At 58.2% G+C, this 25,293-nt stretch carries 21 protein-coding genes and 1 pseudogene; 5 read left to right on the top strand and 17 right to left on the bottom strand.

All coding sequences use genetic code 11. The features are described from left to right. Positions 1 to 8: 8 nt before the first annotated feature. Both HMPREF1287_RS02790 and HMPREF1287_RS02795 read right to left on the bottom strand, forming a co-directional pair. The gene (locus HMPREF1287_RS02790) at positions 9 to 1,364 is read right to left on the bottom strand and encodes an NlpC/P60 family protein (protein WP_023017480.1); all 1,356 of its coding nucleotides are present in this window, start codon (positions 1,362 to 1,364) and stop codon (positions 9 to 11) included. 1,651 nt (positions 1,365 to 3,015) lie between these two features. Next, complete coding sequence (locus HMPREF1287_RS02795) at positions 3,016 to 3,519, bottom strand: DUF6676 family protein (RefSeq protein WP_023019838.1); 504 nt, start codon at positions 3,517 to 3,519, stop codon at positions 3,016 to 3,018. A gap of 374 nt (positions 3,520 to 3,893) precedes the next feature. Here HMPREF1287_RS02795 and can point away from each other — a divergent pair, with 374 nt between their 5' ends. Both can and HMPREF1287_RS02805 read left to right on the top strand, forming a co-directional pair. Continuing rightward, on the top strand, positions 3,894 to 6,710 hold the full coding sequence (gene can / locus HMPREF1287_RS02800; protein WP_023017477.1) for an aconitate hydratase: 2,817 nt from the start codon (positions 3,894 to 3,896) through the stop codon (positions 6,708 to 6,710). 194 nt (positions 6,711 to 6,904) lie between these two features. Further along, on the top strand, positions 6,905 to 7,480 hold the full coding sequence (locus HMPREF1287_RS02805; RefSeq protein ID WP_005279159.1) for a TetR/AcrR family transcriptional regulator: 576 nt from the start codon (positions 6,905 to 6,907) through the stop codon (positions 7,478 to 7,480). A 129-nt stretch (positions 7,481 to 7,609) separates the two neighbouring features. Here the strand turns inward: HMPREF1287_RS02805 and HMPREF1287_RS02810 are convergent, their stop codons facing one another. Beyond that, a complete protein-coding gene (locus HMPREF1287_RS02810) occupies positions 7,610 to 9,103 on the bottom strand; it encodes an integrase core domain-containing protein (RefSeq protein ID WP_023017476.1) in 1,494 nt (497 codons plus the stop codon). A gap of 221 nt (positions 9,104 to 9,324) precedes the next feature. Here HMPREF1287_RS02810 and HMPREF1287_RS12040 point away from each other — a divergent pair. After that, a pseudogene (locus tag HMPREF1287_RS12040) lies at positions 9,325 to 9,477 on the top strand (IS110 family transposase); the annotation flags it as partial. A gap of 203 nt (positions 9,478 to 9,680) precedes the next feature. Here HMPREF1287_RS12040 and HMPREF1287_RS02815 read toward each other — a convergent pair. The 5 genes from HMPREF1287_RS02815 to HMPREF1287_RS02835 form a co-directional block, all read right to left on the bottom strand. Then, on the bottom strand, positions 9,681 to 10,835 hold the full coding sequence (locus HMPREF1287_RS02815) for an ATP-binding cassette domain-containing protein (protein ID WP_023017475.1): 1,155 nt from the start codon (positions 10,833 to 10,835) through the stop codon (positions 9,681 to 9,683). Beyond that, entirely contained in the window at positions 10,826 to 11,518 is a 693-nt protein-coding gene (locus tag HMPREF1287_RS02820; RefSeq protein WP_023017474.1) for an energy-coupling factor transporter transmembrane protein EcfT, read from the bottom strand. The genes HMPREF1287_RS02815 and HMPREF1287_RS02820 overlap by 10 nt, the downstream gene beginning before the upstream one ends. After that, positions 11,518 to 12,264, bottom strand: a complete 747-nt coding sequence (locus HMPREF1287_RS02825) for an ECF transporter S component (RefSeq protein ID WP_005283022.1) — start codon at positions 12,262 to 12,264, stop codon at positions 11,518 to 11,520. Before HMPREF1287_RS02825 ends, HMPREF1287_RS02820 begins: the two co-directional genes overlap by 1 nt. Positions 12,265 to 12,384: 120 nt before the next feature. After that, positions 12,385 to 13,362, bottom strand: a complete 978-nt coding sequence (locus HMPREF1287_RS02830) for a nucleoside hydrolase (RefSeq protein ID WP_023017473.1) — start codon at positions 13,360 to 13,362, stop codon at positions 12,385 to 12,387. An 18-nt stretch (positions 13,363 to 13,380) separates the two neighbouring features. After that, positions 13,381 to 14,049 carry an NAD(P)-binding oxidoreductase gene (locus HMPREF1287_RS02835; RefSeq protein WP_023017472.1) on the bottom strand — a complete coding sequence of 223 codons (669 nt, stop codon included), beginning with the start codon at positions 14,047 to 14,049 and terminating at the stop codon, positions 13,381 to 13,383. Between the two features lie 115 nt (positions 14,050 to 14,164). Between HMPREF1287_RS02835 and HMPREF1287_RS02840 the strand changes: the two genes are divergently transcribed. Next, on the top strand, positions 14,165 to 14,434 hold the full coding sequence (locus HMPREF1287_RS02840) for an ACT domain-containing protein (protein ID WP_034654051.1): 270 nt from the start codon (positions 14,165 to 14,167) through the stop codon (positions 14,432 to 14,434). A 1-nt stretch (position 14,435) separates the two neighbouring features. Then, complete coding sequence (locus tag HMPREF1287_RS02845) at positions 14,436 to 15,800, top strand: PFL family protein (RefSeq protein ID WP_023017471.1); 1,365 nt, start codon at positions 14,436 to 14,438, stop codon at positions 15,798 to 15,800. A 61-nt stretch (positions 15,801 to 15,861) separates the two neighbouring features. On the opposite strand, the gene HMPREF1287_RS02850 is transcribed toward HMPREF1287_RS02845, so the two are convergent. The 9 genes from HMPREF1287_RS02850 to HMPREF1287_RS02890 form a co-directional block, all read right to left on the bottom strand. Next, the gene (locus tag HMPREF1287_RS02850; RefSeq protein WP_005279149.1) at positions 15,862 to 17,190 is read right to left on the bottom strand and encodes a DUF2254 domain-containing protein; all 1,329 of its coding nucleotides are present in this window, start codon (positions 17,188 to 17,190) and stop codon (positions 15,862 to 15,864) included. Between the two features lie 5 nt (positions 17,191 to 17,195). Continuing rightward, entirely contained in the window at positions 17,196 to 18,827 is a 1,632-nt protein-coding gene (locus tag HMPREF1287_RS02855; protein ID WP_023017470.1) for an ABC-F family ATP-binding cassette domain-containing protein, read from the bottom strand. Between the two features lie 93 nt (positions 18,828 to 18,920). Further along, positions 18,921 to 19,328 carry a metal-sulfur cluster assembly factor gene (locus HMPREF1287_RS02860; RefSeq protein WP_005279145.1) on the bottom strand — a complete coding sequence of 136 codons (408 nt, stop codon included), beginning with the start codon at positions 19,326 to 19,328 and terminating at the stop codon, positions 18,921 to 18,923. Then, positions 19,329 to 19,781 carry a Fe-S cluster assembly sulfur transfer protein SufU gene (sufU, locus tag HMPREF1287_RS02865; protein WP_005279143.1) on the bottom strand — a complete coding sequence of 151 codons (453 nt, stop codon included), beginning with the start codon at positions 19,779 to 19,781 and terminating at the stop codon, positions 19,329 to 19,331. It abuts the gene before it with no gap. Next, a complete protein-coding gene (locus tag HMPREF1287_RS02870) occupies positions 19,781 to 21,025 on the bottom strand; it encodes a cysteine desulfurase (RefSeq protein WP_023017469.1) in 1,245 nt (414 codons plus the stop codon). The genes sufU and HMPREF1287_RS02870 overlap by 1 nt, the downstream gene beginning before the upstream one ends. Before the next feature lie 46 nt (positions 21,026 to 21,071). Next, entirely contained in the window at positions 21,072 to 21,830 is a 759-nt protein-coding gene (sufC, locus tag HMPREF1287_RS02875) for a Fe-S cluster assembly ATPase SufC (RefSeq protein WP_005279139.1), read from the bottom strand. Positions 21,831 to 21,859: 29 nt separating this feature from the next. Continuing rightward, complete coding sequence (gene sufD, locus HMPREF1287_RS02880) at positions 21,860 to 23,014, bottom strand: Fe-S cluster assembly protein SufD (RefSeq protein WP_005279137.1); 1,155 nt, start codon at positions 23,012 to 23,014, stop codon at positions 21,860 to 21,862. A 4-nt stretch (positions 23,015 to 23,018) separates the two neighbouring features. Then, positions 23,019 to 24,458 carry a Fe-S cluster assembly protein SufB gene (sufB, locus tag HMPREF1287_RS02885; protein ID WP_005279136.1) on the bottom strand — a complete coding sequence of 480 codons (1,440 nt, stop codon included), beginning with the start codon at positions 24,456 to 24,458 and terminating at the stop codon, positions 23,019 to 23,021. Further along, positions 24,455 to 25,192 (bottom strand): metalloregulator ArsR/SmtB family transcription factor, encoded by a 738-nt coding sequence (locus HMPREF1287_RS02890; protein WP_005279134.1) that lies wholly within the window; start codon positions 25,190 to 25,192, stop codon positions 24,455 to 24,457. Before HMPREF1287_RS02890 ends, sufB begins: the two co-directional genes overlap by 4 nt. Between the last annotated feature and the right edge of the window lie 101 nt (positions 25,193 to 25,293).

Raw genomic sequence — 25,293 nt, forward strand, 5'->3', positions numbered from 1 at the left:
GCTAAGAATTAGAGAAGGCGCACGACATCCGGGGTCGCACCAGCCCAGCGCACAGGGGAGACCTGTACGTTCTGCCCAGACTGCGGGGCTTCAATCATTTGGTCATTGCCCAAGTAGATTGCCACGTGCTGGCTGCCGCCGGCACCGTAGAAGATGAGGTCACCGCGTTGCATGTTATCGCGCGAGACCTTATTGCCCATTTGGTACTGCGCACCAGAATAGTGTGGAAGGTCTAGGCCGGCCGCGGCGAACGCGTACTTAGTCAATCCAGAGCAATCAAAGCCGGTTCGGGCGTAGTCGCCAAAGCTATCGGCAATGCCGCCGTCCCGGAGTCCACCGGTGGGGCCATTATTGTCGCCACCGCCCCACACGTATGGGGTTCCGACAACAGATTCTGCGCGAGCGATGACCGCCTCAATCTGGCTGCTGTTGCCCGGGGCAGCGCTGGATGGGGTTCCCGATCCCTGACCGAAGGCGGAAGGATCAGTGCTTGCCGATGGCGCCGTATCCGGGCTGCCAATCCCCAACAGGTCCGCAGAACCCGCCATCAGCGCCCGCACATCGTCCTGATCGACGGCTGCGGCGAGCTCGCCGGCAATGTCCATAACATCCGATGCCGAGGATCCGGTGCCGTAGTCCACCGTGTTAAAGGACGGCGTTGCCCCTTGGTTAAGCGCGGTGCCGAACTCTGCCTTCGGGGTAGTCGAGTGAGCCTGCCCCTCTACAGCGGCGCCATCGTTGGCCGCCTCAGGTAGTGGTGCTTCATCCGGAACGATTTCGTCGGTAAAGTCTTGAACCTTGTCTTTATTCAAGCTTTGGGACTTGACGGAATCATCGGCAAGCGCATCCGCATCTACCCTAAAATCAAGGTTATTATCTTGATTTTGCGCACTTGGAAGGTCGCCCTGGTGGGTCACTTCCCTTGCCTGCTGCTGGTGTGCAAAAGAGGCCTCGGCGAAGTTGCGCGTGGCATTCATTTGCGCTTCCCGCTGGGCCAAGTTGCGGCGGTGCTCGACCAATGCCGTCTCGGCCGCGCGCTTCTCGGCATACGCCTGGTCAAGCTCTGCCGCATCGTCTGCAACCTCAGGGTCGGCCGAAAGCTCGGCGATGCGATCCGTCGCGGCCGCTGCTTGTTCCTCTGCCTGGTCGAGCAGCTGCCGTAGCTGATCTACCTCCCGCTGCTGAGCATCAACATTGGATACAGCGCGGGCGATGGAGGCATCGGCATCGGCCTGGGCGGGATCGGGGTACTCTTCTGCTCCCGCGGGAGCGACGGCGGTCAGGGGTGCTAGCGCTGCGGTACCTGCGACTGCAGCAATGATTGCGCGAACGTGTCGAATGCGCGGTAAACGAATGGTGGCCACTGGAATTCTCCTTGTTGGATCACCTTCCTTTTTAAGATTGGGACACAATGAGCCGTAAATGGACATAGGAATGCCCGAGACCTTTAGCTTGCGCATTTCGCACAGCAGCAAGCCCTGAGTCTTTAGTGGTATATTCCACATCCGATAGCTACCTACCCAGAGGATTATGGGTAGGCGTCTTCGCCCTGGCAGCCCTCGGCTCCAGGAGGTAAACGGCACATGAGCCCGAAAATCTAGAGACTTCACCTAGGGAGTGCGCACGTCTAAAGCCCTATGCACTGATGCTTAACTGTGCTGCCTCACGGCTCAATGCCCATCACTCGCTACTATTTCCCCATACCAGCGACGTATATGGTGCACTTCTCCCACGTGTCTTACGCGGTTTATTGTGAGCGTGAGCGCCCTAGCCTTGCGGGAAGCATCTATGCTCCCATCGCAGTGCCAATCCGGGAGATCCGGAATTGGCGCATCTTCATCGAGCTTCGCTTATGGCGTGCGGTGAGTTTGGGTAGCTGGCAGAGTCCAGGCCCCCTCGCACGCTGCGCTTGGCATAGTGAGAACTGCCCTATGATCCTTGGCGCGACTCGCCGCGGCGCAGTGAAAATACAGCTCCAAATCTGGGCTTATCCCTGCGAGGGCAAGCGGCCACAAACCATGAACAGGCCACACGATGCTGGCCCTAGTGTGATTTCGGTTCCCTCTTTCTCTCATTCTGCGCGTACCCGACTGCGCTCCTCCGCGAACCTTGCGACCGGGTCCCGCTTCACCGGGAGTCCAACGTTGAAGGGTTCAGGGAGAACCACATCCGCATACCCACACGATGGAGCTCTAGCGAACTCGTCTCACCACTTTTAAGGAAGGTGGGTTGATGTTTATTTTTTCGAACATTGTCATCGCTCAAGTGAAAAGTTTTTCTACCCTCCCGTTCGAGAGGTCCCTCTGGTTCATTGACTTCCAAGTACCGCCAATTCCTCGATTCCCGCGAGGCGTGCTTCCCCACATACCCGTGTGAATCTTCAATTGACCGTCAAGGCTAAGCCCATGAACTCAAGAAGATATTCATGTCCCTTGAGTCGACACTCGAACCATACGTCACGACACGCCCTTTTCGCACACATTCCACTTAATTACGTGGAGTCAAGTTAAACCACATGACACAACAGGCGTACCTAACCTGCAATGATTTTGTTACCATCCCGTTATTGTGATGTTCATCACTTCAACTTCTAGATTTTACGGCCTACCCGGCCGTGAGTGTCGCCAAATTCAGGACCGATTCACCGCCCGAGAACCACTCCCCCGGCCCCAGTCAACCACTAAGCCTTTACTTGGACCCCTCCCCCGCTCCCCTGGCCTCCTTTAGGCGTGTGGAGTTTTCTTCATTCGCGGGCGCCCGGTGCCACCCGGCGGAGGCCTATAGATGCCCCAACTACGACGCCGCCGCTTGACGATCATTTTCCATAAATCTCGGTGCGGCTTCTCCACGCCTTTCGGTGCGACGGGCCACGGGAACTCACTCACCCTTGAAGCTTCGGGCCCGCATCGGCGGAAGATTTTGGGCCGCACTGGAGGCTCAAAGAACGGAAAATGTCCACTATTTTTTCGAACAAACGTATTCGGAAGCTGGCTAGTTTTAAGGCCGCTTTTCTTCCTACTCCTGCCTCCCCTGAGGGGTGCTACTTACCCTCGCGTCTCGCGATGCTGGGAGGCGCGCCGGTAACTTAGGCCGCCAAAAACTAGGGGCGAGAATTAAGACGGCGGCGACGATCGCGATCATCGGAAAGCTGCTGTGCTCAAGCCCCGCGTAGTACCGCTCTAGGAGATCGACCTGATTGAGCCCCGGCGTTAACTGAGCTTGGGTGGATTCAATATCCGCGCGGCTATAGTTCTCGCTGACCGAGGAAACATGGCGTGGGGTCTGCACGATGACGGTCTGCAGATCCGTAGCGTCATAAAGCTCTTGTGCAATATCGCGCACGTCCGCAGCCTTGGAGACAAAAACATCAACGACAGCGAGCCCGTCACCCTCACGCAGTTGCTCGGCGACGTGTTCATTCAGCTGAGCATCCGATTCCAAGGAGGGGGCGGAGTAGGCCACGCCGTCCTGCTTGAGCTGCTGAGCCAGCTGCGAGATGTCCACTTCATGTGGAACCATTCAATCCCCTTCCCTCTTCTTTCCTATTACAGGGGCTTGCGCACCCGAGATCGGGGGTTGTGCACTGCGCTTGTGCCTGGGCCAATCTTTTCTAAAGATAAAGGTTACCGCGGCCGTTCGCGCAGTTAACGCGCCGAGAGCCGCCAATAACTTTAAACAGAACGCTTGTCCCGTTACAATGAGAGCAACGGAAGGTTTTTACCTCTACAATAAATAGGTGAACCATCGCGTTCTTTGCCGTCTTTGGCACTGCGGGCCCCATGGCTTCGTCGCAACCATCAATTGGTCGCACGCCTTTTGTTTATCCCGCAACTCCAGCAGGCGGCGAGTACAAAACAGAACACACTGTTTATCAACAAGGAATGGAGCTCCCTGTGACTGAAAGCTTGAACTCCTTCGACGCCAAGAAGACCCTTGATGTCAACGGTAAGTCTTACGACTACTTCGACATCAACACGGTTCCTGGCATGGAGAAGTTGCCGTACTCCCTCAAGGTGCTGGCAGAAAACCTGCTGCGCAATGAGGACGGCAAGAATGTAAACGAGGACCACATCAAGGCCCTTGCCAATTGGGACCCAAAGTCCGAGCCGGATACTGAAATCCAGTTCACCCCGGCCCGCGTCCTCATGCAGGACTTCACCGGCGTTCCCTGTGTCGTCGACCTCGCAACCATGCGTGAGGCCGTGTCCGCTCTTGGCGGCACGCCAGACCAGGTGAACCCGCTGAACCCTGCCGAGATGGTTATTGACCACTCCGTTATCGTTGAGGCCTTTGGTTCCACCGACGCTCTTGAGAAGAACGTCGAAATCGAGTACCAGCGCAACGAAGAGCGCTACCAGTTCCTGCGTTGGGGTGCTGAGAACTTCTCCAACTTCCGCGTTGTTCCTCCGGGAACAGGTATTGTCCACCAGGTCAACATCGAGTACCTGTCCCGCGTTGTCTTTGACAACGAGGGCCTTGCATACCCGGATACCTGTATCGGTACCGATTCCCACACCACCATGGAAAACGGCCTGGGCATCCTGGGCTGGGGCGTTGGCGGCATCGAGGCAGAGGCTGCCATGCTCGGCCAGCCGGTATCGATGCTCATCCCGAAGGTCGTCGGCTTCAAGCTGACCGGCGAAATTCCGACCGGCGTTACCGCAACCGACGTCGTCTTGACCATTACGGAGATGCTGCGTGAGCACGGCGTTGTCCAGAAGTTCGTAGAGTTCTATGGCAACGGCGTTAAGTCCGTCCCGCTGGCTAACCGCGCCACCATCGGCAACATGTCGCCAGAGTTCGGTTCCACCGCGGCCATCTTCCCCATCGACGAAGAGACCACCAAGTACCTCGAGCTCACCGGTCGCCCGCAAGAGCAGATCGACCGCGTGGAGCAGTACGCCAAGGCCCAGGGCATGTGGCTGGCAGAGGACACTCCGGAGCCGGAGTACTCCGAGTACATCGAGCTCGACCTGTCCACCGTTGAGCCGTCCATCGCCGGCCCGAAGCGCCCGCAGGACCGCATCCTTCTTTCGGAGGCCAAGGAGCAGTTCCGTAAGGATCTGTCCAACTACACCACCGACGAAGTATGCGTCGACGACTCCTCCGTTGAGGCTAAGCGCATGTCCGGTGAAGGCGGCGCGCCTGGCGACGATGATGTCACCGGTGGCTTGAACAAGTCTCGCGAGGGCCACGGCGAATCCGCCGCGGTTGGCGCTAAGGGACGTCACTCCAACCCCATTACCGTTGAACCTGACAACGGCGGCGAGTACACCCTTGACCACGGCATGGTGGCCATTGCCTCCATCACCTCGTGCACCAACACCTCTAACCCATCCGTCATGGTGGGTGCTGGTCTGATTGCGCGTAAGGCCGCTGAAAAGGGCTTGCGCTCCAAGCCATGGGTCAAGACCATTTGTGCGCCTGGTTCCCAGGTTGTCGATGGCTACTTCCAGCGTGCAGACCTCTGGAAGGACCTCGAGGCTATGGGCTTCTACCTGTCCGGCTTCGGCTGCACCACCTGCATTGGTAACTCCGGCCCGCTGCCAGAGGAAGTTTCTGCAGCCATCAACGAGAACGACTTGGCAGCTACCGCAGTTCTGTCCGGTAACCGCAACTTCGAGGGTCGTATCTCCCCGGACGTCAAGATGAACTACTTGGCATCCCCAATCATGGTTATCGCTTACGCTATTGCCGGCACCATGGACTTCGACTTTGACAACCAGCCGCTGGGTCAGGACGAAGACGGCAACGATGTCTTCCTGAAGGACATCTGGCCTACCCCGCAGGAGATCGAGGACACCATCCAGTCCGCCATCTCCCGCGAGATGTACGAGGCCGACTACGCTGACGTCTTCAAGGGCGACGATGCATGGCGCAACTTGGATGTTCCAGAGGGCGAGACCTTCGAGTGGGATGAGGACTCCACCTACATCCGCAAGGCTCCGTACTTCGAGGGCATGCCGACCGAACCGGACCCAGTTGAGGACATCAAGGGCGCTCGCGTTCTTGCGAAGCTGGGCGATTCCGTCACCACCGACCACATCTCCCCTGCTTCTGCCATCAAGCCGGGCACCCCAGCCGCGCAGTACCTGGATGAGAACGGCGTGTCCCGCTCTGACTACAACTCCTTGGGTTCCCGCCGCGGTAACCACGAGGTCATGATGCGCGGTACCTTCGCCAACATCCGCCTGGCTAACCAGCTGGTGGATGAGACCGGTGGTTACACCCGCGACTTCACCCAAGAGGGAGCACCGCAGGCATACATCTACGATGCATGCGAGAACTACAAGGAAGCCGGCATCCCACTGGTCGTTATCGCTGGTAAGGAATACGGCACCGGTTCTTCCCGTGACTGGGCTGCAAAGGGCACCAACCTCCTGGGTGTTAAGGCAGTCATCACCGAGTCCTTCGAGCGCATCCACCGCTCGAACCTCATCGGTATGGGCGTTATCCCGCTGCAGTTCCCTGAGGGCGAGTCCCACGAGTCCCTGGGTCTGGACGGCACGGAGACCTTCGACATCGAAGGCATCACCGGATTCAACGACGGCTCCATCCCGAAGACTGTTCACGTCACCGCTACCAAGCAGGACTCCGACGACGCCGTCGAGTTCGACGCTAACGTACGTATCGACACCCCGGGTGAGGCAGAGTACTTCCGCCACGGCGGCATCCTGCAGTACGTGCTGCGCCAGATGGTGAAGAACTAAGCCATTTGATGCGACGACAAAGTACTAAGTCCCTTGGGCTTAGTACTCGTCGCTGAGCTTGAAGACGCGGGGTCGCACCGCTCTCTCCCGTAGAGGGCTCTGCGGCCCCGCGTTTCTTCGTTGTCGTTCTATGTTCGTTTTAGAACATACTTAACTTGAAGCATTAAACATTCCTAAAAGGAGACGACCTCACCATGCCAATCGTGAGTGAATCTGAGTTAAATCGGCGCAGGCACGAAATTCTCGTCGGAGCTCGCCGGTGCTTTGCCGAACATGGCTATGAGGGCGCGACTGTCCGCCTCTTAGAACAAGCCACGGGGAAATCACGCGGCGCCATATTCCACCACTTTGGGGACAAGGAGTCCTTATTCCTCTCTTTAGCCCGCGAGGATGCCGCACGCCAGGCAGAAGTAGTGGCCAATAACGGCCTCGTCGAGGTTATGCGGGAGATGTTGCGTCACCCAGAACGCCACGATTGGCTTGCCACGCGTCTGGAGATCACTTCCCTCTTGCGCACGGACCCATCGTTTGCTGCTCGGTGGAAAGAACACCAGTCCATTCGTGACGAGGCTATCCGCGCCCGCCTCGCTTCCAACGCGGAACAAGGCCGTCTGCGAGACGATGTCGATATAGATACCCTGGTGTGCTATTTGGAAACCTTCATGGATGGGTTTATTAATAGGCTCGCCTTAGGGGATACGGATGGCCTGGAGCGTGTCCTCGATCTGGTGGAGCAATCCATTCGGAGTTCTAGGTCTCCACAGCGCTAACCGTGTTATGTCCATGAGGTTTTTGGACTTGGAGTCCAGCTACTTTGTGGACTCGGAGTCTTGGGACTTTGTGGACGCGGAGTCTCCCCGCTTTTTGGACGGGGAGTCCACGGAGTTTTTGTACTGGTGCTAGCTTGGCTTCTTCCGGCGGCTTGGCCGTGGCCCAGAGAGGTTGGGTTTTAGCTCTGGGGGTTGTCGGTGCCACATGCCGACAACGTGGTTTATGTTGATTTGACCGCCGGGTGGACGCTGATTCAGTTGGATCGGTAGCGGAAATGAAAACAGTTTCTCACCGTCGTGATCAGTAAAAAATTCCACATAGTCATCGGCTACGCTGCTGTAGATGGCTCGATTTTTGAAGCGCAGCCCGACGTAGAGGCCGTGCCCCATGACGCGTACCACCCCGCTTTTGTTGATCCACAGCTTGTCCGGGATAGGCCAGAGTGCATTTACACCGGTAGAGCTTGGCATTACGGTTGAGGAATCGGCATGGGGTGTATCTTGCTGGATTGCCTGAGTGTCGTTACTTGGTGCCCTGTCTGAAGCTGCAACTTCAGGCAGGGCATTATCTGTTGCGACCACTGTGTCGGCTGCTAAGGCATCTGCCTGGTTGTCGGGGTGAATCCGGTGATATTGTTTCGCGATTTTTGTCCATAAAACATCTGGGTCAATCGGCTGCGTCGGTGGCTGGGCATGCGAGATAATCTCCCAGGCTTGGGCTGGGGTGATGTGCATCTTGCCCCTGAGAAGTCCTTGGTGGCGACGGCGTGTGTTGTAGAAGTTGCGGTAGTCGACAATCAGCTGTTGGACCTGCGCCAGCGTCGTCGGGGTACGAGCATCCAAAAACCTGGTCATGGTTTGGTGCGATCGCTCGTCTTTGCCTTGCGTCGTGGGAGCAAAGCCCGCACTTGATTGAACTCCCAGGCTGGCGAGCCAGCGTTCGGTTTGCGACAGCCGGCCGCGATGGTAGGTGGCAAAGGCATCACCGTTGTCAGAGAGGACTTCTTGGAAAAGTCCGTAAGCATCAATGGCTCCACTTAGCGTGATGCGGGCATCGGTGCCGTTTTCTGGAGTTCCAAAAGCTTGGGAGCCGACGTCGAAGCGGCTGGCATCGTCGACGACTTGGTAGATAGTCACTTGCGTGTGAGGCACATCGAAGAGTCTGTAGGCAAACGCATCGATCTGCCACAGTTCATTGACTTCGCCCCTGGCAAAGTGCCTGTAGGACTTACGCGGTCGTTTACGTGCATTGATGTCAGCGACGCCAGCCTCGTGCAACCATTGTGCGATTAAAGCTCGTGACGGTGGTTGGTCGTAGCCGAGTTCGTCGAGGAAGAAGTAGAAGATTGACCATGGGCCGCAGTCTTGGCCGCGGGCTCTTAACGTACCGCGAGCTTGCAGGACCTGTTGTCGAATCTTGTCATCGTAGACCCGTCGCGGGTTCAGCGGTGCCGTGCTGTCGGGCACGATGCCAGCCCGCCCGCGTTCGGCGATACGTGCTTTGATGTTGTAGTACGTCTGCTTCGATACGCCGATGTTCTTGCAGAACTGCTGGACCGTGATGCCCTCACGGATGGGGTCGAAATCCGCTATCTTCTTGCGGAGAGTAATGGGAATTGCCATCCCCACATTGTCAAGAAGCCAGAGTCCAAAAAGTCGTTAGACATCCTGTCCATAAACTTCCTGGACTCCGCGTCAAAAAACTAACTGGACTCCGCGTCCAAAAAGTCAATGGACTCCGAGTCCAAAAAGTCACTAGACATCACACCACAGCGCTAACCGAGCCCATTACGTTGCTCTTGGGGCCTGACCCCGGAAAGTGGACACGTCGGGGGTTAGGCTCGCAATTCTTTGAACGAAAGTGCAAGGAAGGCAAGCGTCACAACGCTGCGGTTGTAGCACTCGCCCGCAGATGAATCAACGTCCTCTGCGCCATGATGCGCAACCACGAGTATTACCGCGATCCCGCCCCAGCAAAGGAAGCCGCAGCAGCCTAACCTCTAACAACGAAACAAGCCGACTGGAAACCCCCAGTCGGCTACCAGCCACGCGCAAAACAACATACCTAAAAATCCCGAGTTGAGGATCCTCCCCCGTCAACCCCGTCCGCGAGACCGACAAATTTTATAGGAACACCCCCGCTTTCGTCACTCCGCTTTTCTCACTGGGAGGCGAAGGCGCCAGCTGAACGCGGACTTGGTTAGTCGGTGCTCTCTGCCAAGCCACCGGTATTGGAAAGTTCTACTTCCTGGACGCTGACATACTGCGCGATCTCTGCGACGAACCCTGGATCATGGCACGTAAGGACGATTGCCGTTCCTGATTCCAGCGCCCTATGAATCAGTTGATGCATGAGTGCTCGATCCGTTAGCGAAAGCAAGCTATCGGGCTCATCCATGAGCAAGATGGCGTGGCCCATCCCCACCACATGTGCAGTTTGGGCAAGCCTCAGCCGGGAAGCGGATAGATCCAATGGGTGCTCATCGGCGTCAAGCTCTAGCAACTCCCTCAACGCGTCACTGGGAACAAAGTCACCCAAGGTGGAATATATTACCTGGTCATAAGGAGATTGTAGGACCAATCCCCTGGGCTCTGTTGGGCGCTGTGCCCCATCAAGACCTGCGGCGGAGCGCAGGAGTGACGTTTTTCCAGTGCCGTTTGCCCCGCGTAACCAGGTCACGCCTCCGCCGCGAATAGGGATGGTGACGGGTCCGACGCTAAAGGTAGTGCCGGAAGGCTTCGCCGATTGCCACCACCGCTTCTTTTCTTGTCCGCGGCGCGCAGTAAGCGGCCCGAGGTATTCTTGCGCCCCATAATCCGAAATCGATTGCAGGTGTATAGGAGCAGGTTGTGGGGTCTCTCCTACGACCATCCCGCCCAATTCGGGCCAGTGCATGGATGACACGGCGAGAACGCACGTATTGCGCAGCGAATGCAATAGCTGCACCATCATCGTCAGCGATGTGGGATCAAGCCCCGCACTCGGCTCACACATAATGAGCACCTCGGGCTCGCGGATCGCTACGCATGCAGCGGCGAGCCTCCGGGTCTGACCGCCAGAAAGCTGGGTGGGGTTTTTCTCCGCGTAATCGCTAAGCCCCACCGCCGCGAGCATTTCCTCTCCGCGTACCTGCATGCGGGCTGGGTCCTCACCCTGGTTTTCTAATCCTAGGACCACTTCTTCGATGCAGGTATCGCGCAGGTAGCTCATCTGCGCGGAAGAGTCAGTACCAATGATGGCGGATGATGAGAATTTTTCGCCCAGCTCTTGCGCCACGTTTTCTGTGATGGCATCCGAAGGCACAAGTACTTGGATGATGCTGCCTTGATCTGGCTGAATATCGTCTAAATCCATACAAAGACCATGACTCCTATGGTTCCAATGGGAATGATGTAGCGCAGCACGCGGGACACTGCTGAATCCGGCACCGGCCGCAAAAGGGTCCTGGTCCCCTCTTCATCAAAGCCCACGGCGGCAAGGGCGTGGCCGCGCTCGGTGCCTTGGATCAGGAGGCGCGAAATTACTGGGATGACCACCCGGGAAATGGTATTGCGCCACGTCACCTTGATTCCCGCCAGCTGGTTGGCATCGCGGACGGTCCGCCAGGCTTGCGCACCTTGCGGTAAGGACTGCAATGATGCACCAACGATGTAGGCGATTTTGTGCCCCGCGCGCGAGACTTGTAGCCATTTCGCAATATCGGAGATTCGCAGTACGGACATCGCCACGATGAAGCACACCATGAGTGCGAAAAAGCGCAGGGCTAGTGTGGCGGCGATGAGCAGGCCATCGCTTGTGACGAGCGGAATCAGTTGGTTATCGCCATAGGGGGCGTGGATCACCAACATCGATAAGGCCACCGGAACACAGAGCGCTGCAGAGGCCAAGACGATCGCAAGGGATCTCGTGGCCCACACGCCATAGGCAAGCATTGCGCCAGCTACCACTGCAGAGGCTAGTGGGCTATTGAGAGCGAGGATAAGTAGCCAACCGCACGCAGCAATGGTGAGGACCGTCGACGGGTGAAGGCGATACATTAGCGAGGCTGCAAGGATTCCCGGGTGCGCTTAGGCAAGGATTTCACGGCAGCCCACACGATGAGGAAGACAACGGCCTTATCCAATGGGTCAGAGATAAGTGATTGCATCGTCACGGACGCAATCAAGGAGTTGCCGAGTTCGCGGAAGAGGGACGTGAGCGCGCCGGTACCGACACCAGCCGTACCGCCGTAGACGAATGCGGCCACGGGTGCGGCGAGCATGCCGCAGATGATGCCGATGATGGCACCGCTGACGATGACCTTCCAGATCTTGGTAAACGCGCCCTTTTGGATGGCCCAGCCGGAAAGGAAGCCGGTAGCAGCGGACACCGCGGCGAATGGGAGCGCCATCGGGTTGAGCAATCCCCAGACCACTGAAGACAGCGTACCGGTAGCAAGCCCGGCAATGGGGCCTGCCAGTGCCGCCACCAGGATGGTTCCCACGGAGTCGATATACAGCGGAATGCCGCTCGATCCGATGATTTGGCCCACCACGATGTTGAGCACCAACGCGATGGGAATAATGGCGATGGTACGAGCTGGAAGGGATGGCACGGTGCCGGCAAGCAGCAGCGCTGCGCCAATGAGGTAGCCGGCCAAGGTGATCAACGCTTCGGCAGAGCCCGCTACGGACTCCCAATCGGTGGGGCGGAAAAGCACCAAGTAGATCCACGTGGCGACGACTAGCGCGGCGCCCGCGATGACCATCCCCCGGCGGGCAGGGGTAAGAGAAAGCTGAGGCATAGAGGTATTCCTAATCCATCAATGTGTAAAAGAGATCGGGGCACACTGCTTTTAGTTCCAGCCTATGTCACCTCAGCGTAGGAAAATGTGGCGTATGCGCTGCGGATTAGGGTAAAAGATTTATTCGCCTAGAGCAACACGCGCGCTCAATGCGCGCAACGCCCTATCGAATTCACGGTGGGCGGCTGGAATATCCGCGCTGGTCACCAGCGAGGCATTAGCCGGCCGGCGCCAGTGATTGCGGAGGTCTGCGACGCTGGTCCCGCGCATCAGCGCAGAGTCCGCTTCCACGTCAATAGTCGTTTCTACCGCCTCGAACGGCACCTTCTTTAGCGCGATGATGCAGGTCAGCAGGTCATGGATCTGGGCTTGGTAGCCTTCTTCTTGCGCTTGATGGAATTCGAAGTAGAACCGCAGTAGCTCCGGCAGCTTTTCCGCCATTGGGTGTGTACCAAGAAGCCCTTGAATTTCTGCCAAGCGCTCTGGAGTGATGAGAAATTGCTCGGTGACCTCGAGCGAGCACAGCGTACTGTCCAATTCTGCTGAGGCTGAAAAATGACGTGCTGCCGCGTGGGGATCTACCCAGAAATTCCACTCCGCGGTCGGCGTCGTATTACCGCGGTAATTAACGGCACCGCCCATGATGGTAATCGAGCCGCACCGCGCGACGGCATCGCCGTGCTCCCGCTCGAAGTCCGCCAAATTAGTTACCGGCCCAGTAATGATGAGGTGCAGACCTGGGTTGCGGGCAATGGCGGTAGACCACAACTCCAGCCACTGCATATCGCCGAAATCGTGATCGGGCGCGGAAAGATAACCCAAGCCGGACGCACCGTGGGTTTCAGGTGTCGTGGTCAGCTCTACTTCGAGCGGGGCCGACCGCCCTGGGGCGACGGGGACCTCCGGTAATCCACAAAGATCCAAAATCCACCGTGCATTGGCGGCTGTCTGCTGGACCGCGACGTTACCAGCAGTGGTACTCACGCCCACCAACTCGATCTCGCCTGCGTGATGCAGCCCCGCCAGGTACATCAGGGCGAGGCAGTCATCAATGCCTGGATCGCAGTCGAGCAGGACGGCTGGGCGCGAGAGACTCATAGCTAGCCTGGCTAACTATTACTTAATCGAGCTGACTGGCTTGTCGCCGTCAACGAATACGACTGGAGACGTTGGAAGCTCCTCGCGGCCCAGTACCTCTACGATGACGTCTGCCACCAAGTCGCGGGAAGAGGTCTGGCCCTCCTGCAGCATCTTGTCCTCAACAAATTCCAGCCCCTGCGCAGGCTCCTCCGTCAGGCCAGCGGGTTTCAGGATGATGTGCGGGATAGAGCTATCGGCCAAGCGGTTGTCCACTTCCTTCTTGGACTCCACATAGGCGTACCACTTTTCATCGGCTGGGTCCGTCGTCGCAACCTGGGAGCCGACATAAGAAATCATGACGAACTGAGGAACGTCTTTGCCCAGCTTTTCCAGGGCCTCGATGGCGGCCAATGCGCCGTCGCGGTCGACGGCCCACGTCAGTTCCGCGCCGCCACGGCCGCCGTTTCCGGCACCCCATACAACTGCGTCATAATCTGCGAATAGCTCGGCCCATTGGTCAACGGACTGCTCGGTAATATCTGCAATAACCGGCGTAGCGTTGGCCTGCTCAATATCGGCCTTCTGGTCTGGGTTACGGATAAGCGAGTGAACCTCGTGGCCAGCTTCCGCTAATTTTGGAGCCGCCAGCAGGCCAACCTTGCCGTGTCCACCGATGTACAAAACCTTTTTCTTGGTATCAGCCATAGCGCCCCATGGTAACAGCGCGATTTTTATGCTGCAGCGGTTCTTTTCAGCAGTGCCAGAACATGCCGCGACCGTGGTGCGAGCGTTGCCCACCGAACCAGATAGAATACTGGTTATGTATGCCATTATGACCGTCACCGGTGCCGATAGCACCGGAATCATTGCCGCAGTGACCACGACTCTTGCTGATCTGGACATCAACGTCATTGATGTCTCGCAGACCATTATGGGTGACTATTTCACCATGATCCTCCGCGTTGAATTCGATGCGGATGCCGTATCCATCCAGACCATCAAGGAGCGGATGCGCCCGGTTGCGGAGGAAAAGCAGCAATCCATCCGCATTCAGTCCGAAGACCTCTTTACCGCCATGAACGAGATTTAACATGAGCACGCGTTTTAATACCACCAATATCTTGGACACCATCGAGATGATTGAAAACTATCGTCTCGATATCCGCACCGTGACGATGGGCATTTCCCTGCTGGGATGCACGCGCTCGACCATGGAGTCAACCTGCCAGGCCATCTATGACCGCGTAACGCAGCAAGCGGGCCGCTTGGTTGAGGTATGCGAGGGCATCGAAGGTGAGCTCGGCATCCCGATCGTCAACAAGCGCATCTCCGTCACCCCCATTTCCCTCGTTGTCGCAGGCTTGGACGGCAACCCCGTCGATGCCGCGCGGGCGCTGGATAAGGCCGCGAAGGAAGTGGGCGTTAACTTCGTCGGCGGCTACTCCGCGCTGGTAGAAAAGGGTGCGACGAGCGCAGAGCAAAAGCTCATTTCCTCCATCCCCGAAGCCTTGGCCGAGACGGACGTAGTGTGCTCCTCGGTCAATATCGCCAGCTCTCGCGCCGGCATCAACATGGATGCGACGAAGCAGATGGGCGAGGTCATCAAGGAAGCCGCTGAGCTGACCAAGGATAATTCCGCGATTGCCTGCGCCAAGCTCGTCGTCTTTGCCAACTCCGTGGGCGATAATCCGTTTATGGCCGGCGCCTTCCACGGCATCGAGGAGCCTGACTGCGTCGTCTCCGTTGGCGTCTCCGGCCCCGGCGTGGTGGACCGCGCCCTCGGCTCCTTGGAAGGCGCAAGCCTGGATCAGGTGGCTGAGGAAGTAAAGAAGGCGGCCTTCAAGATCACCCGCGCCGGGCAGCTCGTGGGCAATATGGCCTCCGAGCGCCTCGGCGTTCCCTTCGGCATCATTGACCTTTCCTTGGCCCCCACGGCAGAACTCGGCGACTCCGTGGCACATATCCTCGAGCACATGGGCCTCGATCAGGTGGGCACGCACGGCACGACGGCGGCATTGGCGCTGCTTAACGATGCCGTCAAGAAGGGCGGCATGATGGCATGCTCGCGCGTGGGCGGATTGTCCGGTTCCTTCATTCCGGTCTCTGAGGACAGGGGCATGATCGATGCCGTAAAGTCCGGCTCCATTTCCATGGACAAGTTGGAGGCCATGACCTCCATCTGCTCGGTCGGGTTCGACATGATCGCACTGCCTGGCGATACCTCTGCGGCCACGATTTCCGGCATGATTGCGGATGAAGCCGCGATCGGCGTGATGAATCATAAGACCACCGCCGTGCGCGTCATTCCGGTACCTGGCGCCAAGGTGGGCGACGAGGTCAGCTTCGGTGGGCTTTTGGGCTACGCACCGATCATCCCGGTCAATCAGGTGGGCAATTCGCAGTTCATCAACCGCGGTGGCTTTATCCCCGCACCGGTGCACGGATTCCGCAACTAGGCGCGGAGTAATCCACACCTAGGGGGAGAAGCGCGCCTAGGACAAGCGCAACAAGCTCCCCTTAGGACTCGGAGTCTTCATTCTCCTCGCCCGGCTTTTCGGATTCTTCCCACCGGGCGAGGTTTGCTTTGAAGTGCTGAAAAGAATCTTCTAGCTGGCGCAATTCCACCTCGCCGCCGACCTGGCGGCCCGCATCGGAGTAGATGGCCTCCGCTGCTTCATCTAGGACATTGCGGCGTTCCACGGTGCGAAGCAGCGCGACCACCTTGGCTAGGTTGTTGAGCAGGCTGAGGTAGATTTCGGCGTTATCGGCCGCATCGCGGCGGATTTGGGTGAACATCGCCTCAATGATCTGTTCGTAGCTAAAGGTTTGATAGTCCAAGCGGAACTCGCCATCGATATGCATAATCCCCTGCGGCAAGCGCTTGTCCCCAATGACCACCAAGATTTGCGTGAAGCGGTCAATGATGTCGATGACCGTATAAGGATCATTGACGCCGGTACTGAGAGCGCGAGCAGCAATCTCTGCGAGGTGCCGGGCAGTAAACCGAGGGTCGTGCGCAGAGGCATCCTCGCGGTGCTGCGTGACCACGATGTGCTTTTCAATGTTTTCCGGCATGTGCGGCACGCCGTGAGCAATGACCTCGCCTTCTAGCACGAGATCGCCCGGGGCAACACCCAGGTGAACCGCGCACTCTTCTTCGGCGGCCGCTTGGGCAATAGACTCGTAGTCCACGAATTTCAGGTAGCCCGTTTGGGAGCTGCGGGTTGCATCGGCGGATTCATAGAAATCCGAACCTGGTGCCTTGGCAACCTTTTCTTCTTCGCCGCGCTCAATGAGGCGCCGCATGTGCTCTTCCACATCCTGGGCCACCACGTGCACTACATGAGACATGCTAATGGACTGCGCGATATGGACGATGAAATAAATCAAAAAGACCACGCATATCAGCGCCAAGGCGATGTCGACAGCGACATTCAGCGAGGGAACGTGTTCTTGCTTGCCCTCGCCGCCGGCGCGCACGGCACGCAGAGAGAGCAGCGAGTAGGTAAAAGTCGCCAGGTAGATCCCCAGCGTGGACTGGATGGAACGGTCCTTTAAAAACTCGTGCAATAGGCGCGGGCCCATCACCGTCACCACGCCGGAAAGCGCGGTCAGGGTGATAAAGAACAGGGTGCCGGCCAGAGACAGCGTGGCGGTTGCTACGGCGGTGAGCAGGCCCTGGGCACTTTCCGCACTACCGTCGTAGAGTCGAGAGAACGCCAGATCGAAGTTGCGGTCGAGCGCCAACATGCCTTCGGCCGCCACGACGGCCACCGCTACCGCTACCGCGGGAATGACCCAAAACTTATCCCGCCAGGCGGGCATCCTCTCGATCAGCGTCTTCATCAGGCTTAAGCCAGCTCGACGATTTCCATGTACTCATCGGACCACAGGTCTTCATCGCCATCCGGCATGATGATCACCCGCTCAGGGTCGAGCGCCTTCACCGCTCCCGGATCGTGGGTTACCAAGACCACCGCGCCCGTGTACGTATTGAGCGCGTCAAGCACCTGCTCGCGAGAGATGGGGTCGAGGTTATTGGTCGGCTCATCCAGAAGCAGCACGTTCGCGCGGCTGGAGACCAACGTAGCCAGCGACAGGCGGGTTTTCTCACCGCCGGACAGCGTTCCGGCGGGCTGTTGCAGTTTATCGCCGGAAAACATGAACGCTCCCAGCAGCCCGCGCAGCTCTTGCTGGTCCGCATCGGGGCAGGCCTCGATGGTGTTTTCCCATACGCTCTTATCCGGGTGGATATTGTCGTGCTCCTGCGCAAAGTAGCCAATGCGCAAACCATGGCCACTGACGATGCCACCTTCGCCATCGGTGCGCTCCTCCCCCGCCAAAAGCTTGAGCAAGGTGGTCTTACCGGCACCGTTATACCCCAGGACAACGACGCGGGAGCCCTTATCAATGGCCAGGTCCACGCCCGCGAACACCTCCAACGAACCGTACATCTTAGTCAAGCCTTTGGCGTTCATGGGCGTCTTGCCGCACGGGGCGGGCTCGGGGAATTTAATATTGGCTACCTTATCCGCAACGCGCACCTCATCGAGGTCATTCATCATGCGCTCGGCGCGGTTTAGCATCTGCTTCGCCGCTGCGGCCTTGGTGGCCTTGGCACCCAATTTCGCGGCCTGTTTTTGCAGCGCGGAGGCCTTCTTTTCCGCATTCGCGCGCTCGCGGCGCCGGCGCGCCTCATCAGTGGCGCGGGCATCGAGGTACTTCTTATAGCCCATGTTGTAGACATCCGCCTCGCCGCGCACCGCGTCGAGGAACCAGACCTTATTGCACACGGCCTCGAGCAACTCGACATCGTGGGAAATCATGACCAGTCCGCCCTCGTGCTTGGACAGGAACTGGCGGAGCCAAACGATGGAATCCGCATCTAGGTGGTTAGTGGGCTCATCCAGGAGCAACGTGGTCTGGGATTTACCCGAGCCTTCGCTGGCTGCAAAAAGGATCTGCGCCAGCTCCACGCGGCGGCGTTGGCCACCCGATAGTGTCTTGAGCTTTTGATCTAAAACGCGCTGAGGCAGGCCTAGGTTATCGCAGATTTGGGCGCATTCGGAGTCGGCCTCATAGCCGCCCAAGGAGTCAAATTGTTCTTCCAAGCGGGAGTATTTACGGATGGCCTTATCGCGGAACTTCTCATCCGTGGCCGTTTCCATCAGCTCTTGCTGCTTGGCCATGCGCCGCTTAATATCGTCCAACCCGCGGGCAGAAAGCACGCGCTCGCGCGCTGTTTGCTCGATATTGCCTTCGCGAGAATCCTGCGGAAGGTAACCAATCAGACCCGAACGAGAGACAGTACCGCCATAAGGCTCGGTCTCGCCTGCCAGGATGCGCATGGTCGTGGTCTTTCCCGCACCATTGCGGCCCACTAGCCCGATGCGGTCGCCGGGCTGGACGCGGAGGTGCTGTCCGGGGGCATCGAGAAGCGTGCGGGCGCCTACGCGTACCTCAAAATCATTGGTCACAATCACGACAAGCCAGTCTAGCAATCAAAGCCCAAGGCACTAATTCACGCAAAAAAGCGGCGGTAATACTACCGCCGCTTTCCCACTATTCCGTGGTGATTAAACCGCAAAGCCCAGAGCTTGGAGCTGCTCGCGGCCTTCTTCGGAAATCATGTGTGGGCCCCAAGGCGGCATCCACACCCAGTTGATACGCACGCCATCGGCAAGCTTCTTGCCGGTAACGATGTCTTCGACCTGCTCCGCAATGACGTCGGTCAAAGGGCAGGCCGGCGAGGTAAGCGTCATGTTGATCATGGCTAGCTCTTTGCCGTCCTCTTCTTCCAGCCACAGGTCATAGACCAAGCCCAAGTCAACGACGTTGATGCCGAGCTCCGGGTCGATGACATCGCGCATGAACTCGGTGATGTCAAAGGCCTTCGACAGCTGTTCTTCCGTCTGCTCTGGCCGCTCACCGCCTGCGCTGAAGGACGAATTCTCGTTCTGGTAAGGATCTACGGGATCGGTCATTTACTTCTCCACTTCATTGAGCGCATCTGCGGTGGCGGCCTGAAAAGCCTTCCACCCTAGCAGCGCGCATTTAACTCGTGCCGGGTATTGAGAAACACCTGCAAAGGCAACACCATCGCCGATGATGTCCTCATCGCCTTCATCCTGGCCACGCGAGGTGACCATCTTTTCAAACTCGGCAAGCTTCTTATTGGCTTCCTCCAAGGGCAAGCCGACGATCTCTTCCGCCATGACGGACGTCGATGCCTGCGAGATGGAACAACCTTCGGCGTCGTAGGACACATCTTCAACGGTCTTGCCGTCCGCGGAAAGGTTGACGCGCAAGGTGAGCTCATCGCCGCACGAGGGGTTCACGTGGTGAACCTCCGCTTGGAACGGCTCGCGCAGCCCCGCGTGTTGCGGATTTTTATAGTGATCCAAGATCACGTCTTGGTACATCGAATCTAGATTCATTAGGCAACTCCAAAGAAATCGCGGGCGGCCTTAATGGCTTCTACCAGCTTATCTACTTCGGCTTCCGTGTTGTACAGGTAAAAGCTAGCGCGCGCGGTCGATTGCGCACCGCAGGCGCGGTGCAGCGGCCACGCGCAGTGGTGGCCTACGCGAATGGATACGCCTTGGTCATCAAGAACCTGTCCCAAATCGTGCGGGTGCACGCCCTCCACGGTAAAGGAGATGGCCGCGCCGCGGTCTTCAGCGGTTTCTGGGCCGATGATGCGCAGGCCTGGAATCTGGCGGAGCTGTTCCAAGGCATAAGCAGTGAGCTTTTGCTCGTGGGCATGGATATTATCCATCCCCACCTCCTCGAGAAACTTCACCGCGGCACCGAGGCCGACGACCTGGCTGGTCATCTGGGTTCCCGCCTCAAATCGCGTGGGTGGTTCCGCGAAGGTGGTTCCTTCCATCTTCACTACCTCGATCATGGAGCCACCCGTGAGGAACGGGGGAAGCTTGCGCAGCAATTCGTCCTTGCCGTAGAGCACTCCCACGCCATTGGGGCCACACATCTTGTGACCCGAGAATGCGGCGAAATCCACATCCAAGGCATGGAAATCTACCGGCATATGCGGGACGGACTGGCAGGCATCGAGCACCACCATGGCGCCGACCTCGCGAGCACGGCGCACCATTTCCTCGACATCGGAAACCGCGCCAGTGACGTTGGACTGATGGGTAAACGCAACGACCTTGACGGATTCATCGAGCTCGAGCGAATCCAAGTCGATGCGGCCATCGTCGGTCAACGAGTACCACTTCAAGGTGGCACCGGTTCGCTCACAGAGCTCTTGCCACGGCACGAGGTTGGCGTGGTGCTCGAGCTCCGTGATGACGACGGTATCGCCCTCTCCTACGTACAGCTCGCCCGCGCGCTCATCGGAAAGCGTATAGGCAACCTCATTGAGCGCCTCGGTGGCGTTTTTCGCAAAGGCAATCTCATCGCGGTCGGCGCCAACAAAGGCGGCAATGGCCTGCCGGGCCGACTCATAGGCGTTATCCGCCTCCTCAGCCAGCTGGTACGAGCCGCGGTGGACGGGGGCGTTGGTATGGAGAACGAACTCCTCCTCTGCCTTCCACACCGGCAGCGGGCGCTGGGAGGTAGCCCCCGAGTCCAAGTACACCAACGGCTTATCGCCGCGCACGGTGCGCTGCAGGATCGGGAACTGCTCCCTAATTGCGTTTACATCAAATCCAGACATAAAACTTCTTCGATTCATCGAGGATGAACCAGCGCTGGGCTGGTCTTTACTGCAGGAACTGGTCGTAGCCGTCAGACTCAAGCTGGTCTGCCAGCTCGGCCCCGCCGGTCTTCACAACCTGGCCGTTAGCGAATACGTGCACGAAATCAGGCTGCACGTAGTTCAGGATGCGCTTGTAGTGGGTAATCATCAGGATGCCGCCATTGGTGTCATCCTGGTAGCGGTTGATGCCATCAGAGACAATGCGCAGCGCGTCAACGTCCAAGCCGGAGTCGGTCTCATCCATGACCGCGAACTTGGGCTTTAGGATGTCCAACTGCATGACCTCGTGGCGCTTCTTCTCGCCACCGGAAAAGCCCTCGTTGACGGAGCGGGAGATGAAGGACTTATCAATCTTCAGGTTCTCGCGAGCCTCAGTAAGTTCCTTATTCCACTCGCGCAGCTTGGGGGCCTCGCCGCGGATAGAGGTCACGGCGGAGCGCATGAACTGCGATACCTTTACGCCCGGCACCTCGGTGGGGTACTGCATGGCCAAAAACAGGCCGGCGCGAGCGCGCTCGTCAACGGGCATGTCGAGGAGGTTCTCGCCATCGAGAAGCACCTCGCCCTCGGTGACCTCGTACTTCGGGTGACCAGCAATGGTGTAGGACAAGGTGGACTTGCCGGAGCCGTTCGGGCCCATGATGGCGTGGATCTCGCCGGAGTTGATGGTGAGGTTGACGCCCTTGAGGATTTCCTTGGGCTCGCCGTTTTCTTCATTCGGCAGAACCTGGGCGTGGAGATTCTTAATTTCCAGAGTAGACATAGTTTTGTGGGTTTCCTTCTGTAAGTGCGTTAAGCGGAGATCTTTTCCAGTTCTTCAGAAATGCGGTTTTCCAGTTCCTCGGACAGGGATTGCACCGGAATGCGGTGGATGACCTCGTTGAAGAAGCCACGAATGATGAGGCGACGAGCCTCTGCCTCCGGAATACCGCGCGACATCAGGTAGAACAGTTCGATATCGTCAAAGCGGCCAACCGTTGCGGCGTGGCCGGCGCCGGTGATTTCACCGGTCTCAATCTCCAGGTTCGGAATGGCGTCTGCGCGCGCACCGTCCGTGAGGATGAGGTTATTATTCGTCTCATAGGTATCGGTGCCCTGTGCGTTGGAGCGGATAAGCACGTCTCCTACCCAGCAGGTACGAGCCTCGTTCTTCTTCTCACCCTGCAATGCGCCCTTGTACAGGACATTGGAGCGACAATTCGGAACCGAGTGATCCACGAGCATGCGGTTTTCGAAGTACTGACCAGAATCGGCGAAGTACACGCCCAGCAGCTCGGCGTCGCCGCCGGGAGCGGTGAAGTTCACGCGCGGGACAATGCGCACGACCTCGCCGCCGAAGATGGCGGAGTTGTGGCGCAGCACGGCATCGCGTCCCACCTGGGCCACCTGGTTAGACAGGTGCACCGCGTCGTTTTCCCAGTCGACGTCCACGATGACGGTCAGGTGTGCGCCATCGCCAAGGATGAATTCCACGTTATCCGCGTGGGTGCCAGAGCCGACGTACTTCAGCACAACGGTGGCCTCCGCATGGTGGCCAACCTCGATGGAGGTGGCGCCGAAAGAGGTCACGTCTTCGCCCTTGCCCGTAAAGGTAATGGTGATGGGATCTTCCACCTGCACCTCAGGGTCAACGGTTACCACTTGACCTTCCGGCATGGAGGTCCATGCCTGGGCGGCCACGCGGTCAGAAGGCTTGCCCACGCGGCCAAGGCGCTCATCGTCGCGGTCTACAGTCTCCGCAGAAACGCCTGGGTGCTTGCTTACCTTGACGTCCTGGGCAACCGCTTGAGCAAATTCCCCGTTGTGCAGGCCCCGCAGCTTGCGCAGGGAAACAAAGCGCCATACCTCGTCGCGGCCATGCGGTACCGGGAAATCCTCCACGTTGGTAGAGGTAAAGACGTCACCCTTGGTGATCTTATCCGGATTGAATTCGTTCGAAGCGACCATTTCTTTAGCCGACCGATCCTTCCATTTGCAGTTCGATGAGGCGGTTGAGCTCGAGGGCGTACTCCATCGGCAGCTCCTTAGCAATCGGCTCAACGAAGCCACGCACGATCATTGCCATTGCTTCTTCTTCCGCAATGCCGCGGGACATGAGGTAGAACAGCTGCTCTTCAGAAACCTGCGACACGGTTGCCTCGTGGCCCAACGTGACGTACTCGTTGCGGATGTCGTTATACGGGTATGTGTCCGAACGCGAGATATTGTCCACGAGCAGGGCGTCGCATTCCACGTTGGACGTGGAGTGGTGCGCATTCTGGTTGACCTGCACCAAGCCGCGGTAAGCAGCGCGGCCGCCGGCGCGGGCAACGGACTTGGAGACGATATTGGAGGAGGTGTAGGGCGCCATGTGCGTCATCTTCGCACCGGTGTCCTGGAACTGTCCCTCGCCAGCGAAGGCGACGGAGAGTACCTCACCCTTAGCGTGCGGACCGGTCATCCACACGGCCGGGTACTTCATGGTGACCTTGGAGCCGATGTTGCCATCGACCCATTCCATGGTGCCGCCCTCTTCCACCTTGGTGCGCTTGGTCACCAGGTTGTAGACGTTGCTGGACCAGTTCTGAATCGTCGTATAGCGGCAGCGGCCGCCCTTCTTCACGATGATCTCAACTACTGCGGAGTGCAGGGAGTCCGACTTGTAGATGGGCGCGGTGCAGCCTTCCACGTAGTGAACGTAGGCATCTTCATCCACGATGATAAGGGTGCGCTCGAACTGGCCCATGTTCTCGGTATTAATACGGAAGTAGGCCTGCAGCGGGATGTCAACGTGCACGCCCTTCGGGACGTAAATGAAGGAGCCGCCGGACCACACTGCAGAGTTAAGCGCGGAGAACTTATTGTCACCGGCAGGAATAACGGTGCCGAAGTGTTCCTTAAAAAGCTCTGGGTAATCGCGCAGCGCGGTATCGGTATCGACGAAGATAACGCCCTGGCTTTCCAGGTCTTCGCGAATCTGGTGGTAGACAACCTCAGACTCGTACTGTGCGGCCACGCCGGCAACCAAACGCTGCTTTTCTGCCTCAGGGATGCCCAGCTTATCGTAGGTGGCCTTAATATCATCCGGGAGATCGTCCCAGGTCTGCGCCTGCTCTTCGGTGGACTTGACGTAGTACTTGATCTGGTCAAAGTCGATGCCGGAGAGATCCGCGCCCCAGGTAGGGATGGGCTTCTTATCAAAGATATTCAGGGCCTTGAGACGCTGGTTCAGCATCCACTCGGGCTCGCCCTTCTTTGCGGAAATATCGCGGACAACGTCCTCGTTCAGGCCACGGGCGGCAGAAGCGCCGGCCGAGTCAGAGTCGTGCCAGCCGTACTCATACGCACCAATAGAATCGATGATCTCATCATCGGTCATCTTGTTATCAGGTGCCGATTGTGCCTGGGTCATGACTCGCTCCTTTCAGTATTAGTTTTGACAGGTGTCAAGGGGATATTCGTGGTACAAATTCCGTGGCCATCTGCGATAGAAGCCAAAGGTTGTACGTGTTTGCCTAAGAGGGCGGAAAAGACTTCCTGCTCTGCCTCGCACAGTTCAGGGTGCTCGGCCGCCACATGGGCAACCGGGCAGTGGTGTTGACAGATTTGCACGCCCTGGCCCGCACGGTCCACGGTTGCGGCGTACCCGTGCTTATCCAGGGTTTCAGCCAGTTTGCGCGCTACTTCCTCGACCGATTCTTCCGCGTCCACGAAGGGACGCACATCGGCGATGATGCGCTCAAAACGAGCCTTAGCGAAGTTCTTCACAGCCTCTGAACCGCCCGCAGAGCGCAGCGCGGTCAACGCTTCAGAAGCCAATTCATCATAGGCGTGGCCAAATTGCGCACGCCCACGATCCGTCAGGCGGAAGTGTTTTGCCGGTCGCCCACGACCCGCTCCGGAGTGCATCCGCGAACGAGAAGCTGGACGGCGCTCGACAACTTCCGTTAGTTCTTCTTCCACCAGAATGTCTAAATGCCGGCGGATCCCGGCGGTCGAAAGACCAAGGCGCTCACCCAGGTAAGAGGCGGTTACAGGGCCGTCCTTAAGCAATAGCAGCAGTACCTGGCGGCGGGTATCACCATCCGTGGACCGTGATTCTTTCACCGCCACATGCGCCGCTGCCGCGCGCTGTGAGTTAGCCATGCCCTAAAACCTCCCTTCCTTAGGTCAGTTGCCTGCAGTCACCGTGCTCCGTCGCGCCGGAAATGCCGTCGCTACGCAAGCGCCATAACTGCGCTTTCATC

Source organism: Corynebacterium sp. KPL1986, from assembly GCF_000477975.1.
Taxonomy (GTDB): domain Bacteria; phylum Actinomycetota; class Actinomycetes; order Mycobacteriales; family Mycobacteriaceae; genus Corynebacterium; species Corynebacterium accolens.